16 protein-coding genes are annotated in these 19,684 nt (G+C 71.8%); 8 read left to right on the top strand and 8 right to left on the bottom strand.

Annotated features, from left to right (window positions below; genetic code table 11):
* Nucleotides 1-166: 166 nt before the first annotated feature.
* Entirely contained in the window at nucleotides 167-1,690 is a 1,524-nt protein-coding gene (locus ACFW9Z_RS23500) for an alpha/beta fold hydrolase (protein ID WP_384644069.1), read from the top strand.
* A gap of 60 nt (nucleotides 1,691-1,750) precedes the next feature.
* Here ACFW9Z_RS23500 and ACFW9Z_RS23495 read toward each other — a convergent pair whose 3' ends face one another.
* Nucleotides 1,751-3,394 (bottom strand): acyl-CoA synthetase, encoded by a 1,644-nt coding sequence (locus tag ACFW9Z_RS23495; RefSeq protein WP_384644068.1) that lies wholly within the window; start codon nucleotides 3,392-3,394, stop codon nucleotides 1,751-1,753.
* A 167-nt stretch (nucleotides 3,395-3,561) separates the two neighbouring features.
* On the opposite strand from ACFW9Z_RS23495, the gene ACFW9Z_RS23490 reads away from it, so the two are divergent.
* The 4 genes from ACFW9Z_RS23490 to ACFW9Z_RS23475 are packed head-to-tail and all read left to right on the top strand — an operon-like array spanning nucleotide 3,562 to nucleotide 7,560.
* Nucleotides 3,562-4,377: a crotonase/enoyl-CoA hydratase family protein gene (locus ACFW9Z_RS23490; protein WP_384644067.1), complete on the top strand. Its 816-nt coding sequence runs from the start codon at nucleotides 3,562-3,564 to the stop codon at nucleotides 4,375-4,377.
* A 23-nt stretch (nucleotides 4,378-4,400) separates the two neighbouring features.
* Nucleotides 4,401-5,348, top strand: a complete 948-nt coding sequence (locus ACFW9Z_RS23485; protein WP_384644065.1) for a Zn-ribbon domain-containing OB-fold protein — start codon at nucleotides 4,401-4,403, stop codon at nucleotides 5,346-5,348.
* Entirely contained in the window at nucleotides 5,349-6,401 is a 1,053-nt protein-coding gene (locus ACFW9Z_RS23480; RefSeq protein ID WP_384644063.1) for a thiolase domain-containing protein, read from the top strand.
* Nucleotides 6,394-7,560, top strand: coding sequence for a thiolase domain-containing protein (locus ACFW9Z_RS23475; RefSeq protein ID WP_384644061.1), 1,167 nt, complete (start codon nucleotides 6,394-6,396; stop codon nucleotides 7,558-7,560). The genes ACFW9Z_RS23480 and ACFW9Z_RS23475 overlap by 8 nt, the downstream gene beginning before the upstream one ends.
* Nucleotides 7,561-7,589: 29 nt before the next feature.
* Here ACFW9Z_RS23475 and ACFW9Z_RS23470 read toward each other — a convergent pair whose 3' ends face one another.
* Nucleotides 7,590-9,179 (bottom strand): hypothetical protein, encoded by a 1,590-nt coding sequence (locus tag ACFW9Z_RS23470; protein WP_384644059.1) that lies wholly within the window; start codon nucleotides 9,177-9,179, stop codon nucleotides 7,590-7,592.
* A gap of 238 nt (nucleotides 9,180-9,417) precedes the next feature.
* On the opposite strand from ACFW9Z_RS23470, the gene ACFW9Z_RS23465 reads away from it, so the two are divergent.
* From ACFW9Z_RS23465 to ACFW9Z_RS23455, 3 genes are all read left to right on the top strand, one after another.
* Entirely contained in the window at nucleotides 9,418-9,918 is a 501-nt protein-coding gene (locus ACFW9Z_RS23465) for a hypothetical protein (protein ID WP_026242033.1), read from the top strand.
* Nucleotides 9,919-10,143: 225 nt separating this feature from the next.
* Entirely contained in the window at nucleotides 10,144-11,394 is a 1,251-nt protein-coding gene (locus ACFW9Z_RS23460) for an MFS transporter (protein ID WP_384644057.1), read from the top strand.
* Nucleotides 11,395-11,456: 62 nt separating this feature from the next.
* Nucleotides 11,457-12,014, top strand: coding sequence for a TetR/AcrR family transcriptional regulator (locus ACFW9Z_RS23455; RefSeq protein WP_384644055.1), 558 nt, complete (start codon nucleotides 11,457-11,459; stop codon nucleotides 12,012-12,014).
* A gap of 41 nt (nucleotides 12,015-12,055) precedes the next feature.
* On the opposite strand, the gene ACFW9Z_RS23450 is transcribed toward ACFW9Z_RS23455, so the two are convergent.
* The 6 genes from ACFW9Z_RS23450 to ACFW9Z_RS23425 all read right to left on the bottom strand — a co-directional run bounded on the left by ACFW9Z_RS23450 (nucleotide 12,056) and on the right by ACFW9Z_RS23425 (nucleotide 19,516).
* Nucleotides 12,056-13,237 (bottom strand): spore photoproduct lyase family protein, encoded by a 1,182-nt coding sequence (locus ACFW9Z_RS23450; RefSeq protein WP_384644053.1) that lies wholly within the window; start codon nucleotides 13,235-13,237, stop codon nucleotides 12,056-12,058.
* Nucleotides 13,238-13,472: 235 nt separating this feature from the next.
* On the bottom strand, nucleotides 13,473-14,111 hold the full coding sequence (locus ACFW9Z_RS23445) for a response regulator (RefSeq protein ID WP_384644051.1): 639 nt from the start codon (nucleotides 14,109-14,111) through the stop codon (nucleotides 13,473-13,475).
* The gene (locus ACFW9Z_RS23440) at nucleotides 14,108-15,385 is read right to left on the bottom strand and encodes a sensor histidine kinase (RefSeq protein ID WP_384644049.1); all 1,278 of its coding nucleotides are present in this window, start codon (nucleotides 15,383-15,385) and stop codon (nucleotides 14,108-14,110) included. Before ACFW9Z_RS23440 ends, ACFW9Z_RS23445 begins: the two co-directional genes overlap by 4 nt.
* A 9-nt stretch (nucleotides 15,386-15,394) precedes the next feature.
* Nucleotides 15,395-16,132 (bottom strand): ABC transporter permease, encoded by a 738-nt coding sequence (locus ACFW9Z_RS23435; RefSeq protein ID WP_384644047.1) that lies wholly within the window; start codon nucleotides 16,130-16,132, stop codon nucleotides 15,395-15,397.
* A gap of 25 nt (nucleotides 16,133-16,157) precedes the next feature.
* Nucleotides 16,158-17,066, bottom strand: a complete 909-nt coding sequence (locus ACFW9Z_RS23430) for an ABC transporter ATP-binding protein (protein WP_384644046.1) — start codon at nucleotides 17,064-17,066, stop codon at nucleotides 16,158-16,160.
* 236 nt (nucleotides 17,067-17,302) lie between these two features.
* Entirely contained in the window at nucleotides 17,303-19,516 is a 2,214-nt protein-coding gene (locus tag ACFW9Z_RS23425) for a germacradienol/geosmin synthase (RefSeq protein WP_384644044.1), read from the bottom strand.
* Between the last annotated feature and the right edge of the window lie 168 nt (nucleotides 19,517-19,684).

The raw sequence follows: 19,684 nt of genomic DNA, 5'->3' as shown, positions 1-19,684 counted from the left end.
AAGAGGGGCGCACGGATCGGGTGCGGATCGGCCCGCGGCCCGCTGCCGACCGGCCCCCTGCCGGTCGCCCCGCTGCCGGTTGCCCCCCTGCCGGTCGGCCCCCTGTCGATCGGCCCACAGAGAAGTCCGGTGCGGCCTGCCCGGTGTTCCTGTTTGGATGGACGGCATGCCGAACTTCTCCGCGTACGACACGACCCGGCTCGCCTACCACCTGGTGGGGGAGGGCGAGCCGCTGATCTGCCTGCCCGGCGGACCGATGCGGGCGAGCGCGTACCTCGGTGACCTCGGGGGGCTCGCGGACCGGCGTCAGCTCGTCCTGCTGGACCTGCGCGGCACCGGGGACTCCGCCGTGCCCGACGACCCCTCGACGTACCGCTGCGACCGGCTCGTCGGCGATGTGGAGGCGCTGCGGGAGCACCTCGGCCTGGACCGGATCGATGTGCTGACGCACTCCGCGGGCGCCGGTCTGGCCCTGCTGTACGCCGCCCGCCACCCGGAGCGGCTGCGCACCCTGACCCTCGTCACGCCCGGCGGCCGGGCCGTGGGCATCGAGGTGACCGACCAGGACCTCCGCGAGGCCGCCGAGCTGCGCCGCGACGAGCCCTGGTACCCGCAGGCGCGGGCCGCCCAGGAGGCGCTGCTCGCCGGAGGGCCGTTCGCCGAACTGTGGCCCGCCGTCCGGCCGCTCACCTACGGCCGCTGGGACGAGGCGGCCCGCGCGCACGCCGCCGCCTCCGCCGGACAGACCAACCCCGAGGCACGTGACCGCTATGCGGAGGCGGATGCCTTCGACCCCGGCGCCACGGCCGCCGCCCTGCGCGAACTGGCCGCCCCGGTGCTGGTCCTGGCCGGGGAGCTGGACGGCCACCCGAGCCCGGACCGGGCCACGGAGCTCGCCGCGCTCTTCCCGCACGCCGAGTTCACCGTCCAGCGCGGTGCGGGGCACTTCCCGTGGCTCGACGACCCGGGAGCCTTCTCCCGTACGGTCGCGGCCTTCCTCGACGGGGATGTCCGCAGCGTGCAGGCGGGCGGGGTCCGGCTCGCGTACCGGGTGTGGGGCGAGCCCTCCGCCCCGCCCGTCGTCCTCCTCCACGGCCGGTCCGGCTCCTCCCTCACCTGGACCCGGATCGCCGAGGAGCTGGCCGCCGAACACCGCGTGTACGCCTTCGACTTCCGGGGCCACGGGCTGAGCGACTGGCCCGGCCGCTACTCCTTCGAGCTGTTCCGCGACGACCTGCACGCCTTCCTGGAGGCCCGCAACCTGGCCGGAGCCACCGTGATCGGGCACTCCATGGGCGGGGTGGCGGCCTGCCTCCTGGCCCAGCGCGAGCCCGGGCTGATCGGGCGGCTGATCATCGAGGACGCCCCGCCCCTCCTCCCGCTCGACCCGCCGCGCCCGCCCGCCGTCCGCCCCGAAGGCGCCCTCGACTTCGACTGGCCCGTGGTCCCGGACACCGACGCCCAGATGAACGACCCCGACCCCGAGGCCCGCGAACGGCTGTCGGAGATCACCGCCCCGACCCTGGTGATCGGCGGCGGCTCCACCAGCCACATCGACCAGAAGCAGCTCGCCGACCTGGCGGACGCCATCCCCGGTGCCGTGTTCACCACCATCGAGGCGGGCCACCTCGTCCACACCACCCGGCCGGACGCGTTCCTCGCGGCGATCCGGTCGTTCGGGCTGGGGTGAGGGGTGGCCCGTGAGCCGTGGCCCGTGACTCGTGAGTTGTCAGCCGTCAGCCGTCAGCCGTCAGCCGTCCGTCTCCGCTCCGGCCGCTGTCGCTGCTGCGGCCGCCGCCACCGCCTTCGCCCAGCGGTAGTCCGCCTTGCCGCTCGGTGAGCGCTGGATGCGGTCGGCGAGGACCAGGGCGCGCGGGATCTTGTACCCGGCCAGCCGGGACCGGCAGTGGGCCTGCACGGTGGCCAGGTCCAACGCCCGTGCGCCCTGCCGCAGTTCGAGGACGGCGGCGACCCGGCTGCCCCAGCGCTCGTCCGGGACGCCCGCCACGAGCGCGTCGTACACGTCCGGGTGGGACTTGAGCGCCTGCTCGACCTCCTCCGGGTAGACCTTCTCCCCGCCCGTGTTGATGCACTGCGAGCCCCGGCCCAGCACGGTGACGATGCCGTCCTCGTCCACGGTCGCCATGTCGCCCAGCAGGACCCACCGCTCATCGCCCTTGCGGAAGAAGGTGTCGGCGGTCTTGGCCGGGTCGTTGTAGTAGCCGAGCGGGACATGGCCGCGCTGCGCGATGCGGCCCGGCTCGCCCGGCGCCACCGGCTCGTACGTCACCGGATCGACCACCGCCGTACGGGAGTTGACCTGGACCCGGAACCCCCGCTCGGGGCCTGAGTCGGCGGTGGCCGTGCCGTTGAAGCCGGACTCGGACGAGCCGAAGTTGTTGAGCAGCAGCACGGTCGGCACGAGCGCCTGGAACTCCGCCCGCACCGAATCCGACATGATCGCCCCGGAGCTGGAGACGGAGAAGAGCGACGAACAGTCCGTGCCGCGCAACGGCCCGTCGAGAGCATCGATCAGCGGACGCAGCATCGCGTCTCCCACCAGCGACACGCTGGTGACCTTCTCCTTCTCGATCGTCCGCAGCACCTCCTCCGGGGCGAACTTGCGGTGAATCACCACGCGTTGGCCGAAGTTGAATCCGATGAACGCGGTGAGTGTGGAGGTGCCGTGCATCAGCGGGGGAGTGGGGAAGAAGGTGATGCCGTCGCCGCCCGCCGCCACCCGTTCGGCCAGCTCCTGCGGGCTCTTCACCGGCTCACCGGTCGGCGCGCCGCCGCCCAGGCCCGAGAAGAACAGGTCCTCCTGACGCCACATCACCCCCTTCGGCATGCCCGTCGTGCCGCCGGTGTAGATGATGAACTGGTCGTCGGCGGAACGTCGTTCGAAGCCGCGCGACGGTGAGCCGGACGCCTCGGCCTCGGCGAAGGGGACAGCCCCCAGATCCTCGGGTGCGACCGTGGACCCCACCCGGACCAGGTGACGCAGGGCCGGGGCCTGCGCGGACGCCGCCGCCACCCGCTCGTCGAACTCGCCGTCGAAGACCAGGGCCGCCAGGTCCGCGTCCCGGTAGAGGTAGACCAGCTCCTCTTCCACGTAACGGTAGTTGACGTTCACCGGCACCAGTCGGGCCTTCAGTACTCCCAGCACCGTCTGGAGGTACTCGATGCCGTTGTAGAGGTGGAGGCCCACGTGCTCGCCCGGCCGGAGGCCCGCGTCGATGAGGTGATGGGCGATCCGGTTGGCGGCGGCGTCCAGTTGGGCGTAGGTCATCCGCCGCTCGGCGCCCGTACCGGGATGGTCGACGTACAGGAGCGCCTCGCGGTCGGGGACCACGTCGACGACCGATTCGAACAGGTCGGCAAGGTTGTACTCCACCGTTCCTCCTGACCCCGGGATGACTGGCGACTCGGCCGTCATTAGAGCGCCGGGCGGCACAAGTGGGAAGGGGTGGCGTCGAAAGAATCTGACTGCCTGTCAGAAAACTATTGAACTGCGACCCCGCCTACTGCAACCTGTTCCAGGTCTGGAGACGGGAGTTCGTCATGGGCGGTACGGAAGACCTCGGTACGGAACACCTCACCGTGGAGCGCCGGGGCGCCACGCTGGTGCTCACCTTGAACCGGCCACAGGCCAGGAACGCGTTGTCGCTGCCGATGCTCGTCGGCCTGTACGACGGTTGGCTCGCGGCCGACGCCGACGACGAGGTCCGCTCCGTCGTGCTGACCGGGGCGGGCGGTGCGTTCTGTTCCGGCATGGACCTCAAGGCGCTGGCGGGCGGCGGGATGGCGGGCGAGGAGTACCGGGAGCGGATGACCGCCGACCCGGACCTGCACTGGAAGGCGATGCTGCGCCACCACCGCCCCCGCAAACCGGTGATCGCCGCAGTGGAAGGGCCCTGTGTCGCCGGAGGCACCGAGATCCTCCAGGGAACGGATATCCGTATCGCCGGGGCGGGCGCCACCTTCGGGCTCTTCGAGGTCCGGCGCGGCCTCTTCCCGATCGGCGGCTCCACCGTCCGGCTGCCCCGCCAGATCCCCCGCACCCACGCCCTCGAAATGCTTCTCACCGGCCGCCCGTACACCGCCGGGGAGGCCGCCGCCATCGGGCTCATCGGCAGGGTCGTACCCGACGGCGCCGCGCTGGAGGAAGCCCTTGTCGTCGCCGAGCGGATCAACGCCTGCGGGCCCCTCGCCGTCGAGGCCGTCAAGGCCTCGGTCTACGAGGGCGCCGAGCTGACCGAGACCGAGGCCCTGGCCGCCGAACTCAAGCGCGGCTGGCCCGTGTTCGCCACCGAGGACGCCAAGGAGGGTGCCCGCGCCTTCGCCGAGAAACGCCCGCCCGTCTACCGGCGCGCCTGAGCCCTCAGCCTACGGAGAGAGTCATGACCGACATCCTCAGCGCACCGCTGGTGGTCGAATTCCCCTTCACCCGCTCCCTCGGCCCCGTCCAGAGCGCCTTCCTCACCGGGCTGCGCGAACGCACCGTCCTCGGGGTCCGCACGGACGACGGCAGGGTGCTCGTCCCGCCCGTCGAGTACGACCCCGTCACCGCGAACGAACTCCGCGAACTCGTCGAGGTCGCCCCCACCGGCACCGTCACCACCTGGGCCTGGAACCCGTCCCCGCGCCGCGACCAGCCGCTGGAGACCCCGTTCGCCTGGGTGCTCGTCCGCCTCGACGGCGCCGGCACCGCCCTCCTGCACGTCCTGGACGCGCCCGGGCCCCACGTCGTACGCACCGGGATGCGGGTCCGGATCCGCTGGGCCGCGACCCGCACCGGCGCCATCACGGACATCGCCTGCTTCGAACCGTACGAGGGTGAGCCGGGCCCGTCCGAACCCGCCCCGCACGCAGGGGAGTTCACCGACCCCGTCACCGGTATCGTCACCCCGGCCCGCCTCGACTACGTGCACACCCCCGGCCGCGCCCAGAGCGCCTACCTCAAGGCCCTCGAAGGCCACCGCACCGTCGGCGAGCGCTGCCCCGCCTGCCGCAAGGTCTACGTACCGCCGCGCGGGGCCTGCCCCACCTGCGGCATCGCCACCGAGGAGGAGGTGGAGGTCGGGCCGCGCGGGACCGTCACCACCTTCTGCATCGTCAACATCAAGGCGAAGAACCTGGACATTGAAGTCCCGTACGTCTACGCCCACATCGCCCTCGACGGGGCCGGCCTCGCCCTCCACGGCCGCATCGCGGGCATCCCGTACGACCAGGTGCGCATGGGCCTGCGCGTCGAGCCGGTATGGGTCGAGGGGGCCCGTCACCCCGACCACTACCGGCCCACCGGGGAGCCCGACGCCGACTACGACACGTACAAGGAGCTGGTGTAGATGCGAGACGTGGCGATCGTCGCCTTCGCCCAGAGCGCGCACCGGCGGCGTACCGACGAACTTTCCGAGGTCGACCTGCTGATGCCCGTCCTCCACGAGGTGCTCGGGGCAACGGGGTTGAAGGCGAACGAGATCGGGTTCACCTGCTCCGGCTCCGCCGACTACCTCGCCGGGCGTGCCTTCTCCTTCACCATGGCGCTCGACGGTGTCGGCGCCCACCCGCCCATCTCCGAGTCCCATGTCGAGATGGACGGGGCCTGGGCGCTGTACGAGGCCTGGGTGAAGATCATGACCGGTGAGGCGGACACCGCGCTCGTCTACTCCTACGGCAAGTCCTCGCCCGGCGAGGTGCGTGACGTCCTCACCCGCCAGCTCGACCCGTACTACCTCGCCCCGCTCTGGCCCGACTCCGTCTCCCTCGCCGCCCTCCAGGCCCAGGCACTCATCGACGCGGGCCACACCGACGAGGCGGCCCTCGCCGCCATCGCCGTACGCAGCCGCACCGCCGCCACCACCAACCCGTACGCCCAGCTCACCGGGGACGTCCCGGCGGGGGACCACCTCGTGCACCCCCTGCGGACCGGCGACTGCCCGCCCATCGGCGACGGCGCCGCCGCCGTGGTCCTCGCCGCCGGGGACACCGCCCGCTCCCTATGCGCGCGGCCCGCCTGGATCCGGGGCATCGACCACCGCATTGAGGCCCACGGCCTCGGCGTCCGCGACCTGACCGACTCACCTTCCACCAGGCTCGCCGCCCGGCACGCCGGAGCCTTCGAACGGCCCGTCGACACCGCCGAGTTGCACGCCCCGTTCACCTCGCAGGAGGTGATCCTGCGCAAGGCACTCGGGCTCGGCGACGACACCTGCGTCAACCCCTCCGGAGGAGCCCTCGCCGCCAACCCGATCATGGCGGCGGGCCTCATCCGGCTCGGCGAGGCCGCCGCCCGCATCCACCGGGGCGAGTCCGACCGGGCGCTCGCCCACGCCACCTCCGGGCCCTGTCTGCAACAGAACCTGGTCGCCGTCCTGGAAGGGGAGAGCGCTCATGCCTAAGGAGCCCGTGGCCGTCGTCGGCATCGGCCAGACCAAGCACGTCGCCGCCCGGCACGACGTCTCCATCGCCGGACTCGTCCGCGAGGCGGCTCTCCGCGCCCTGGCGGACGCCGGGCTGGCCTGGAGCGACATCGACGCCGTCGTCATCGGCAAGGCCCCCGACTTCTTCGAGGGCGTCATGATGCCGGAGCTGTATCTCGCCGACGCGCTGGGCGCTGTTGGCAAGCCGATGCTCCGGGTCCACACGGCGGGCTCGGTCGGCGGGTCGACCGCGCTCGTCGCCGCCAACCTCGTCGCCGCCCGCGTCCACCGGACGGTCCTGACCCTCGCCTTCGAGAAGCAGTCCGAATCCAACGCCATGTGGGGGCTCTCCCTGCCCGTTCCGTTCCAGCAGCCGCTGCTGGCCGGGGCGGGCGGCTTCTTCGCCCCGCACGTCCGCGCGTACATGCGCCGTACGGGAGCCCCCGACACGGTCGGCTCCCTCGTCGCGTACAAGGACCGCCGCAACGCGCTGAAGAACCCCTACGCGCACCTCCACGACACCGGCATCACCCTGGAGAAGGTCCAGGCCGCCCCCATGCTCTGGGACCCGATCCGCTACTCCGAGACCTGCCCCTCCTCCGACGGGGCCTGCGCGATGGTCCTCACCGACCGGGACGGCGCGGCCCGGGCGCCCCACCCGCCCGCCTGGGTGCACGGAGGCGCCATGCGCAGCGAACCGACGCTCTTCGCCGGGAAGGACTTCGTCTCCCCGCGGGCGGGCAAGGACTGCGCCGCCGACGTCTACCGGCAGGCCCGGATCACCGACCCGCGCCGGGAGATCGACGCCGTCGAGATGTACGTCCCCTTCTCCTGGTACGAGCCGATGTGGCTGGAGAATCTCGGCTTCGCCGATGAGGGCGAGGGGTGGAAGCTCACCGAGGCGGGCGTCACCGAACTCGACGGTGACCTCCCGGTCAACCCCTCGGGCGGGGTGCTGTCCACCAACCCCATCGGCGCGTCCGGCATGATCCGCTTCGCCGAAGCGGCCCTCCAGGTACGGGGGCGGGCGGGCGAGCACCAGATCGACGGGGCCACCAGGGCACTGGGCCACGCCTACGGGGGCGGGGCCCAGTTCTTCGCCATGTGGCTCGTCGGGTCGCAGCCCCCGCCGGGGTGAGGCCCGCACCGAGGGGCCGCGAGGCGGCCTCAGGGCAGCGGGCAGCTGAGCGGCAGCACGCGTTCGGTCAGCCGCCCCGTGAGGCGGCCGTCGGCGGTGGCGGCCTCCTCCAGCCAGTCCGCCACGGTCAACTGCTCCACCAGGGAGTCCAGTTCACCGGGTTCGACGGCACACCAGGAGGTGAGGGTCGCCAGGTCGATGCCCTCGCCCTCGGCCCCCAGCCCCCCGTCGGTACTGGTCCGGACGGCCAGGCCCAGGGCGAGGAGCCGGGTGGCGGCGCCGGTCTTCTTCTTGCGGAGCTTCTTGTCCCCGACGACCCGCTGGGCCCATCCGCTGAGCTTGGGCCGCGTCTTCCTGCCGAAGTCGAACGGGCCGGGGCCGTCGTCGTCGGGCATCAGCGACGGGATGGTGATCGGGGTGGGGCTCTCGGGGCGGGAGTCGAGCAGATCGTCGGCGGTGCCGGGGAAGGACAGCCAGCCGGACTCCACGAGCCGGTCGATCAGCTCCTCCGGGCCCGTCAGGGGCAGCCCCCTGACGTCCTGCCCCACCAGGTTGCCGGTGCCCGTGAGAGCCGAGCGCAGGGTCAGCATCACCACCATCAGGCGCGCCTCCGGGCCGGGCAGCGGGGTGTTGTCGGCGACATGGGCGAGGATCGACCGCGCGTGCTCCCAGTGCGTGGGGGCGGTCAGCAGACGGCTCGTGACCTGCCCCTCGCCGACCGGGCTCAGGCCGGTGCGGTACTGGTGCTGGATGAGGGCGGCGGCGGCCGCCTGCTCGGCGCGCTCCGCGTCCAGCCGCAGCCCGGTGTCACCGGTGACCTCCGCCCAGGTGGTGAACGCCTTCGCCTTGCGGGTGTGGAGCTCGGCGAGCTCGGCGAGGTCGGGTTCGGTCCGCTGCTGGTAGGCGCGGAAGAGGTCGCCCAGCTCCATCAGCTCCTCGCGCAGGGCGACGGGGTGGAGATCGTGCGGCACGATCCGCTGGGCGATCTTCCCGCCCCGGGGCCGGCGCTTGGCCTTCGCCGCCTTCGCCGAGCGGGAGGCGGGCACCCTCCGGGGAGCGGCAGGCGCGGGTGAGGCGGAGGGGGCGGACGAGGCAGAGGCGGCGGACGGGGCGGCGTGCGAGAACTGCGGGCCGGTCGCGGCCACCCCGGCCGGGCGGCGGGCGGCGGCATGGGCCGCGGTCACCGGGGCCGGTCCGGCGGTGGCGACGATCTTCGCCAGGGGCTGTGCGGCCGCGCACCGCGCACAGCACTCCATCGCCCGCCACCAGCGGCCCTGCCGGTCGGTGACGACGGCCAGGACGACCGGGCCGCCGCACCGCCACGGCGGCGTACGGTCGCGGGGGCCGGCGGGCCGGATGTGCAGGCGGCACTCCTCGGCCTTGCAGACGCAGTACGCCTCGGGCCGGGGCCCGGCGGCGGCCTGCAGATGGGCCTTGATGTGCGCGACCGCAGCCGTGCGGCCGGCGGCGGCGGAGGGCAGGAGCTGAGGGGCGCAGGCCGGACGGCTGCACGAGACGCGTACCGCCGCACCGCCCCGGTCGGCCGCGTCCACGCGCACCATCCACTCGCGTCCCACCCGTCGGTCTTCCGCCCCGCCTGCTGTGGCCTCCACCGTCATGCTGTTCCGTCCCCTCCGATTTCCGATGCGTCGCCGTACCCGCGCGTGCCGCTGCCGCGACGGCGGGCACGGCGGTGGACCCAACGGTATGCGGCAAGGGGCCCGGGAGCGGTGGAATTCGCCGCGATCCACTCCTTCAGGGGGTGCGCCGCTTCCCGGTCACCACCGGGCCGGGCATGCGGCGTTCCCGGCGCGGGCCCGGCTCCGCAACGTGAGCCGGGCCACGTAACATGTCAGCATGTCCTTCCTCCGCCGCCGTAGCGCCGCAACACCCGCGGGCCCGGACTTCGACGTCCTGGCCATGGACCCGGGGGACTGGCCCGGCAATCTCGGCGCCGGTCTGCTCCCCGCGCCCGACGGCAGCTGTCAGGGCGTCTTCCTCCGTTACGACCTGTACGGCGGCCGCGGCCCGGCCATGATCATCGGCAATCTCCCGGCCGGTTCGCCCGCCCGCGAGACCGAGGACGGCCAGGTTCCCTTCGAGGTCGCGCAGCTGCTGCTGGCCCTGGAGAACGACGAGCCGATCGAGGTCGTCAGCAGCGAGGACGTCCCCGTGATGCAGGGCGACAACCTGCTGATCGTCCGCCGGGTGAAGCTCTCGGAGAGCCGCATCGCCTGCGTCCAGTTCGACCGCAGCGACGGGGTCCTCGTGACCATCGCCAGCTGGGACCGGCCCATCACCGACGATCTGTACACCCTCCTCAAGCCCCTGCCCGCGGAGCTCTTCCAGCAAGGCTGAAACCAGTACGGCTGAAACGTATCTGCATAGGCCGCCCGCATATGCCGGGCGGCCTTTTCTCATGCCCGGACGACTCTCCCCGGGGTCGGCTCCCGCCCTGAACGCGGCCGAAAATCCCCGTTGACACGGATGGCTGGGGAACGGCTACGGTCGGAAAATGTAACGACCGTTCAATGTGTAACATTCGTTCAGGTTCTTCTTCTCCCGTCCCGGAGGTCACTTCCCATGGCCAACCCCTATGGCGCGCTCTTCGCGGCGCCGGGCTCCCTCGCCTTCTCCGCCGCCGGGTTCGTCGCCCGTATGCCGCTCTCGATGGCGGGCATCGGGATCATCACGATGCTGTCGCAGATGAGAGGGGAGTACGGCCTGGCCGGAGCCGTCTCCGCCACCTTCACCCTCTCCATGGCCCTCTGCGGCCCCCGGATCTCCCGGATCGTCGACCGCCGGGGCCAGAGCCGGGTGCTGCTGCCCGCCACCGGAGTCAGCGTCCTCGCGATGGGCGTGCTGCTGCTCTGCGCCCGCTACGACGCTCCCGTCTGGACGCTGTTCGTCAGCGCGGCGGTGGCCGGGACCATGCCCAACATGGCCGCGATGGTCCGTGCCCGCTGGACCCACGTCTACCGGGGCTCCGCCCGGCTGCACACCGCCTACTCACTGGAATCGGTCGTCGACGAACTCACCTTCGTGATCGGCCCCGCGCTCGCGGTCGCGCTCGGCACCGCCCTCTTCCCGGAGGCGGGGCCCCTGGTGGCGGCGGTCCTGCTCGCTCTCGGCGTGCTCATGTTCGTACCCCAGAAGCGCACCGAACCGCCGGTGATCCAGCCGTCCGCGCACACCGCCCCGGCCGCCTCGGCGCTGCGCGGCGGACCGCTCGCCCTGCTGGCCCTCACCCTCGTCGGGGGCGGCACGATCGTCGGCACCGTCGACGTGGTCAGCGTCGCCTTCGCCGAGGAGCAGGGGTCACCGGCCGGTGCGGGCATCGTGCTCTCCGTCTACGCGGTCGGCTCGGCCGGCGCCGGACTGGTCTTCGGCGCCCTGAAGCTCACCACGCCGCTGCCCCGGCTGCTGCTCCTGAGCACGGTCGGCACCGCCCTGACCACGCTTCCGCTGCTGCTCGTCTCCGGTATCGCCACGCTCTCCGCAGCCGTCTTCCTCTCCGGCCTCTTCTTCGCCCCTACCATGATCGTCGTGATGGGACTGGTGGAGAGGACGGTGCCCCCGGCCGCCCTCACCGAGGGGATGACCTGGGCGATCACCGGCCTCAGCGTCGGTGTGGCGCTCGGCGCCTCGGTGTCGGGCAGTACGGTCGACCGCTTCGGCCCCTCCGGCGGCTTCGCCGTGGCCATCGTCGCGGGCGGCGCGACGGTGCTCGCGGCGCTGCTCGCCCAGCGCCCCCTGGGCCGGCGCCTGCGGGAGACCGCCGAGGCGCCCGCCGACCGCCCGGCCGACGAGGAGCACGTGAAGTGCGCCCCGTAGAGCCACCCCCGGGACGGCCCGCCGCCCCCGTCCCGCTCCGACCCCGACGCCCGGAGGGCACGATGCACACACCCCAGACCGACGGACGCCTCCTCAAAGGCGAACTCCGGCGGCAGGAACTCATCGAGGCCACCCTCCGGGTGGTCGCCCGCGAGGGCGTCGCGGGCGTCAGCCACCGGGCGGTGGCCCGCGAGGCGAACCAGCCCCCCACCGCCGCCGCCTACTACTTCAAGAGCATCGACGACCTGCTCACCGCCGCGCTCACCACCTGCATGGACCAGGACGCCGAACGGATGCGGCGCCTGGCCGAGGACACCGACGGCAGCCCCGAGAGCCTCACCGCCCTCGCCGAACTGCTCGCAGACGTCGTTTCGGGCGCCGACCACCTGCTGGCCGAGTACGAGCTCTACCTGCTCGCCGCCCGCCGCCCGGAGCTGCGCGCCTCCACCGGACGCTGGCTGGACGCCATCGCCGGGTACGCCCACCGCTACACGGCCGACCCGGTCCGGGTGCGGGTCTTCAAGGGCGTCGTCGACGGCCTGCTCCTCCAGGGCCTGCTGACCGACACACCGCCCACCGCGACAGAGTTCGAGGCCGTCCTGCGCCACGTACTGCTCTGAGCGCGTGGCCGGTCCACGGTGCGCCCACGGCCGCCCGGAGCTCAGAACGCGTAACGGATCGGGAGCCACGGCGTGTGGCGCTCCACCAGACGCCGTACGGTCTCCACCGCCCCGGCCTTGACCCCGGTGGCGTACCGCACGTTCCAACTGCCGTTCTCGGAGCGCTTGGGCTGCTGGATCTCCGGACGCCACAGAGCGGCCTCGGCACGGGGATGCCAGGCGAGGTTCACCTCGTGCAGGTCCTGATTGTGCGTCAGCATGATCACCTCGGCCGCGGCCTGGTCCTTGACCGTACGGGGCAGAACGTCGTCCATCTTGCGCAGCAGCTCTGACCACGCCTCCTCCCAGCCGGGCCTGATGACCACGGGGGAGAAGTTGAAGTGGACCTCGTACCCCGCCTCGACGAAGTCCCCGGCCGCGGCGATCCGGTCCTCGACGGGGCTGGTGCGGATGTCGAGCAGCCGAGCGTCGTCCGGGGGCATCACCGAGAAGCGGATCCGGGTGCGGCCCCGAGGGGCGAGCAGCAGCAGATCGGGATTGACGAACTTGGTGGCGAAGGACGCCTTGGCGGTGGGCCACCGGGTGAAGGCGTGCACCAGGTCGGCGGTGTTCTCGCTGATCAGGGCGTCGACCGAGCAGTCGCCGTTCTCCCCGATGTCGTAGACCCACGCCTGCGGGTCGCACTGGTTCGGCTCGCGCTTGGGCCCCGAGGCCGCCACATGACGTTCCAGGCGGCCGATGACGCGCTCGATGTTGGTGAAGACGGTGACCGGGTTGGCGTACCCCTTGCGGCGCGGTACGTAGCAGTACGCGCAGGCCATCGCGCATCCGTTGGCCGCGCCGGGGGCGATCCAGTCGGCGGACCGGCCGTTGGGGCGGACGGTGAGCGTCTTCCGCTCGCCCAGGACCAGGACGGTCTTCTTGGTCCGCACCCAGTTCTCGGCGTTGCCCGGGTTGCCGTGCAGGCCCGGGATCCGCCAGTGCGAATCGACGGGGATCACCTCGGCGTCCGGGAAACGGGCGAGGATCTCCCGGCCCCGCGCGGAGGCCGCCGCCGCGGGCTCCGCGTGGACCTCCCGCACCTCCAGCATCCGCCGGGCCTCCGCCGAGTCACGGAAGGACGGTCCGGAGGGCCGGGGGACCGGCGGGCCCGGGCGGATCTCCTCCAGGCCGAACAGGGCTTCGGGGTCACCGGGCCCGGAAGGCGTTGGGAAGGTGCTCACTCCCGCACCGTACAAGGCGGCCGGAGGACAGGCGGTGCGCCACCACCCGGGGGCGGGGACGCACCCGGGGTCACCGGAACACCGGGGTCAAGGGAGCACAGGGATCAGGGAGCACAGGGGTCAAGGGAGCACAGGGGTCAAGGGAGCACAGGGATCAGGGAGCACAGGGGCCACGGGAGCACCGGGGTCAGGGAGCGCCGGGGGCAAGGGAGCACCGGGATCAGGGAGCGCCGGGTTACGGGAGCAACTGCCGCTTGTGCGCCTCGCCGACGGCCGCCGCGCGGTCGTTGACGCCCAGCTTCTCGTAGATGTGCAGCAGGTGGGTCTTCACCGTGGCCTGGCTGATCACGAGCTTGCCGGCCACCTGGCGGTTGGTGTTCCCCTCCGCGATGAGCCGCAGTACCTCCAGCTCCCGCTCGCTCAGCGGGCCGCGCGGCTTGCCGCGCACCTGGTTCAGCACCCGGCTGGTGACGGCCGGGGAGAGTACCGACTGGCCGTCCGCCGCCGAACGCACCGCCCGGATCAGCTCCTCGCGGGAGGTGTCCTTGAGCAGATAGCCCGTCGCCCCCGCGGCGAGCGCGCCGACCACGTCGCTGTCGGTGTCGTAGGTGGTGAGGACCAGGATCCGGCACGCCGGGTCGAGCTCCATCAGCCGCCGGGTGGCCTCCACCCCGCCCATGCGCGGCATCCGCAGGTCCATCAGGACCACGTCCGCCGTGTGCGCCCGGTACAGCGCCACGGCCTCCTCGCCGTCCGCCGCCTCGGCGGTCACGGTGAACGTGGCGTCCCGCTCCAGCGATCCGCGCAGACCGTCCCGGACCACCGGATGGTCGTCCACGATCAGGATGCGGATGGGGGTGCCCTGCGTGGTCATGGACCTGCCTTCCCGAACGCCAAGTGCTGTGTGTCGAAGGGTACGCAGGCACTGATCGCCGTGCCCTCACCCGGAGCGCTCTCCACCTCCAGGGTGCCCGCCACGCGCTCCAGTCGGCTCCTCATGGCCACCAGCCCCAGCCCGTGGCCGTCGCGGATGCCGGCCACCGCCTCGGCGGCCGTCGGGTCGAAGCCGATCCCGTCGTCGATGACGTCGAGGACCGCCATCTCCTCCATGTACGACAGAGTGATGCCGACCTTTCCGGCCCGCGCGTGCTTGGCGATGTTGGCGAGAGCCTCCTGGGCCACCCGGAACAGGGTCGCCTCCAGGTCGGCGTGGAGCGGCCGCACGGCCCCGTTGGTCGCGAAACCGGCGGGCAGCGCATGCTTCTGGGACCACTGGGCCGCGATCGTCGTGAGCGCGCCGGGCAGCGTGGAGCCCTCCAACTGCTCCGGGCGCAGCGCCTGTACCGACCTGCGGGCCTCGGCGAGGCTCTCGCGGGCCAGCTCCCGCGCGGTGGTGATGTGCCGGCGCCACTCCTCGTCCGGCCGTACGCGTTCGTCCTCCGCACCGACGGCCTCCAGCTGCCGGATGATCCCGGCGAGCCCCTGGGCGAGCGTGTCGTGGATCTCGGCCGCCAGCCGCCGCCGTTCGTCGTGCACACCGGCTTCCCGGGCCTGGGCCATCAACTGGGTGTGCAGGCCCTCGTTCTCGGCGAGCGCGGCGCGCAGTTCGCGGACGGTCCGCTTGCGCTGCTCGGAGAGTGCGTCGAGCTTGCTGACCAGCAGGTTGATCCAGCCGACCACCACGGTCTGCACCACGATCGCCCCCACGTATCCGGTCCAGGCGGGGACCGTCCGCTCGGGGAATCCGCCGGGGACGGTGTTCACCACGAACGAGGCGCAGAACACGCACAGGAACGCCCAGCTCGTCGGGAGCAGGACGAGCGCCTGGAGGAACGCGGTGGCCGCGAAGAGCAGGAAGATCTCGTCGCGGCTCAGCAGCACCGCCGCCAGGGCGAGCAGGCCGATGAAGTAGATGACCGTCAGCGGGTGCCCCCGGGCCGTCCGGTAGTGGCCCCGGGTGGGGAAGGTGGCGGCGGTCCAGACCGCCGCCACACCCGCCCAGACGATGGTGACGACGTGCTCGCGGCGCCACACCCCGAGCGGGGAGTCGGTCACCGCGAGCAGCAGGGAGAGCCCGAGCAGCAGATAGGGCAGCGCCCCGAAGAGGAGATCGGAGCGGCGTTCCCACCCCCGGTACTCGTCACGCATCGCCTCGTCCTACTCCCAGCGGAAGAACTTCGCCGCCACCGTACTCGCGATCACCGCCGTGACCACCAGGACCAGCAACTGGGTGGCGCTCGGCATGTCACCGTCCCACGCGTTGCGCAGGGCCTCCAGGGAGGCACCGAGGGGGGTGTAGTCGCCGATGGTGCCCACCACGCCGGGCAGATCCTCCTTGGGGACCAGCGCTCCGCCGAAGAAGAGGCTGGGGAAGAGCAGCGAGAGGCCGATGGCCGTGGCCGCCTTGCTGCCGGGTGCCGTCGCGGCCACGCACAGGCCGACGGAGAACAGCGCCCAGGTGCCGAGGAAGAACGCTATGAGGAACGCGGGCACACTGTCCGGCACCCGGGTGTCGAAGACGGTCTGCCCGACGACCAGCACCAGCACCGCGGCGATCACGGCCGTGACCATATTGATGAGCAACTGTGCGAACAGCAGGTTCGCGGGGTGCACCGGGGACGCGGCCATCCGGCGCAGGATCTGCTTCTCGCGGTACGTGGCCAGCGTCGTCGGCAGCACGTTCAGCGCGAGCATCGTGACGCACATCGAGATGGCCATGGCCGGGACGAACGCGGCCATGGACTCCTTGGTCGCGGCATCGTCGGTGGAGCTGCCGCTGATGATGTCGAAGACGGCCAGCAGCATGACCGGCAACGCGATCACGAAGAAGACCGCGGTGGGGTCTCGGAGGAACAACTTGCTTTCAACAAAGGTGAGTCTCGCTCGCCCTGCCATGGGTGGTTCTCCTCGTGGGAAGGGGTCAGCCGGCCGGCTGGGAGCCGGTCAGGGCGACGAACGCGTCATCGAGGCTCGGCTGCTCCAGACGGAGCTCGTTGGCCACAATCCGGTTGCGGGCGAGCACCGAGATCACCGAGTAGAGAACGTTCCCCCTGCCCACCACCGTGATCCGGGACCCCGACCGCGTCATACGGGTCACCTCGGGCAGCGGCATCAGCAGCTCCTCCTTGACCGGGACCGAGGGGACGAACCGGATGACCTGCTCGTCACTGACCTGCGACACCAGGCCGGAGGGGGTGTCGAGAGCCACCACACGGCCGCCCTTGATGATGGCGATCCGGTCGCAGAGCCGCTCGGCCTCCTCCATGAAGTGCGTGACGAGCAGCACGGTGACGTTCTGGGAGCGCACCTTCTCGATCAGCTTCCAGGTCTCCCGCCGCGCATGCGGGTCGAGCGCCGTGGTCAGCTCGTCGAAGACCGCGATCCTCGGCTTGCCCACCAGGGCCAGCGCGATGGAGAGCCGCTGCCGCTGGCCGCCCGAGAGCGACTCGTAGGAGGCATCGGCCTTCTCGGCCAGTCCCCAGTCCTCAAGGAGCTCGCGCCAGTCGGCCGGGTCGCGGTAGAAGGAGCCGTACAGCTCCAGCGCCTCCCGGACCTTGAGCCGTGGCGGAAGTTCGCTCTGCTGGAGCTGGACGCCGATGCTCTGACGCAGCTCCGCCGTGTCGTGCAGCGGATCGAGCCCCATGACGCCGACCCGGCCGCCGTCCCGCTTCCGCAGTCCCTCGACGCACTCGACCGCGGTGGTCTTGCCTGCGCCGTTCGGGCCGAGGACTCCGAAGATCTCTCCCTCTTCCACATCGAACGACACATCGGCCACGGCCACGTGGCCGGGGTATTCCTTCCGCAGATTCCTGACTTCGATCAACGGCATCGTTCCCGCCTTTCCGGTGGTTCTGCCTCACACCGGAAAGGCTAGGAACGCGGCGGCCCGCGGACATCGGCCCATGAGGCGCGGGAACGGCTGATCCTCTTGTCCACCGACCGGCCGATGGCGGGCCGGCCGACCGGTCGATGCCCACCATCAGCCGATCGGCCGCCCCTCGGGTCGTCGGCGCGGGTAGAGCGGCGGGCGCCTGCCGCCCGCAGCCCTCCCGTACGGGCTCCGGACTACGCCCTGCTGCCCGCCAGTTCGGCCATCAGACGGGTCACCTGTGCCGCCGAGGTGCCGAGCCCCGTGGGGCCGTTGAGCCGCCAGGGGGCGCCGTGGCCGCGCCGCAGGTCCTCCTCGCGGTACCGGCGGCAGCCCCGGTGCCAGATCAGGATGCCCGCGATCCAGTGCTTCAGCTCCTGCACATAGCCCGCCAGCACCTCCCGCGCCTCGGCGTCCAGGTCGAAGTCGTCGTAGAGCACCGGCAGTTCGACCTCCGCCACGTGCAGGAACTGCCGCAGCCGGGACTTCATCAGGTCGTGCACGATCGCCACGCCCGTCGGGTAGTCGACCCCGAAGAAGTTCTGCACGACCAGGACGCCGTTGTGCACCTCGCCCTCGTACTCGATCTCCTTCTGGTACGAGAACAGGTCGTTCAGCAGGCATGCGTAGTCGGCGGCGGCGTTCTCCAGCGACTGCATCGGGCCGCTGCGGTAGATGGCGTCCGGCACCTTCCTGCCGTGCCCGAGCCGGCACAGGCTCATCGTCAGGTTCGAACCGAAGGTCGCCCGCCGCATCTCCATGTAGTCGACCGGGTCGGGGATACGGTTCTGCGCCTGGTTGGCCAGTTCCCACAGCCAGCTCTCGGTCATCGACTCGATGGCCTCGCGGAAGGTGCGCCGTTCGCCCAGGTTCATCGGCGCCGCCGTCCTGTGCCACAGATCGCCCAGCGACCGCTCCAGCGCGTTCACCGGCTCGGGGGTGGACTCGCCGTCCAGCGGCATGAACAGCGAGAGCCGCTCGTTGGCCAGCCGCGCCCCGGTCAGATCCCTCGCCTGCCCGTGCACCACGGGGAACCAGTCGTCCCCGTACGTGCCCCAGGCCAGCCACGCCGAGGAGATGTCCAGCTCGTCCGGTGAGGCCTCCGGATGGATGCCCGCCGCGCACAGGGGCAGGTCGATCGCGATGATCCGCTCCTCGTCCCAGATGTGCGAGCCGGGAACCCCGGGCTGTGCCTCCAGGATGCCCATCCGGCGCGCCCAGTCGACGAGCCGGACCCGGGCGCCCTCCAGGTGCGGGCTCAGCGTCGTGCCGAACGGCAGGTCGAAGTCGGGGAGGAGCGAGGGGCCCACGTGCTGGTAGGGCCGGTGGCTGTGGCTGCGGGCCCGTGCCGTCTCCGAGCGCAGGGTGAACTTGATGGAGGCGGCGGACATGCCGAAGCCCGCCACCGCCTCGCCTGCCCCGCCGCCGTTCATGTACCGGCTGGAGCGCATGTGCCACTCGTGGCCGCCGGACTGCCAGTCCTGGAGCCCCTTGACGTACGCGAGGACGGAAGCGGTCTGCGCCGGGTCGAGGCCCTTCTCCGCGCAGAGCGGGCCCAGTTCGGTGAGGGCGGTGTTCTCGAACTGCTGGAGCCGTGAGGTCAACAGGTCGTTGACGGCTTCGGCGGCCTCCTGCGTGGTGCAGCCGAGGAACTTCTCCAGGACCAGCACCCCGTTGCTGTTCTCGCCCTCCTCCTCGACCTCGCGCTGGTACGAGAACAGGTCGTTGCGCAGGTGCACCCCGTCGGAGAAGGCGTCGCGCAGCACCCGCAACGGGCGGGAGGCGGCCACTTCGGCCGGCACCTCGGCATCGGCCGCGTACTCCACGAGCCCGGCCGACCAGGGGGCGCCGCCGACCTTGCGGCGCATCTCGATGTACTCGACGGGGTTCGCGATGCGGCCCTCGTTGATGTTGGAGAGCTCCCAGAGCGACTCGTTGAGCAGGTTCTCCGTCGCCTCCGCGAACCGCGCCCGCCAGGCGTCCGACATCGCCGGGACCGTCCGCGTCCACAGATCGGCGAGGCCCGCCTCGACGGGGTTCTCCGGTTCCGGGGTCGCGGCCCCGCGCTCCATCGGCATGAAGGCGGGCAGCCGGTCCAGATACCGCTTGGCGCCCTCACGGTCGGGCGTGCGCTTGAACAGCTCCAGGAAGTGGTCGTCGAAGAAGAAGACCCACACGTACCAGTCGGTGACCAGGGACAGCGCCTCGGCCGAGCAGTCGGGGTGGGTGTAGGCGCAGAGCAGGGCGTAGTCGTGCGCCTCCAGGTCCTTCTCCTCCCAGATGCCGGATCCCTCCAGCATCCCCATCCCGCGCGCCCACTCTCGGGTGTGCGTCCGTGCCGCCTCCACATGAGGGTTGAGCCGCGCCGGATACGGAACATAGAAGTCCGGCAGTGAGAAGGGCTGTGCCATGTGCGTCAGGCCTTTCCAGAAGGCTCCGCGCGGAGTGCGCGCGGACCGTTGGTGTCCGCGCCAGCACTACCCTTCGGCCATCCGGGGCACGCATAACCGCGATTAGTCAGATAATCGCGGTCGGGTTCGCGCCTGCTCGGTGGCGGTCGCTCCGTATCGGTGGCGGCC

It is taken from the genome of Streptomyces sp. NPDC059452 (genome assembly GCF_042750035.1).
Classification (GTDB): Bacteria; Actinomycetota; Actinomycetes; order Streptomycetales; family Streptomycetaceae; genus Streptomyces.
The sequence above is the reverse complement of the archived record's forward strand: the minus strand, read 5'-3'. Positions and strand labels throughout refer to the sequence as shown.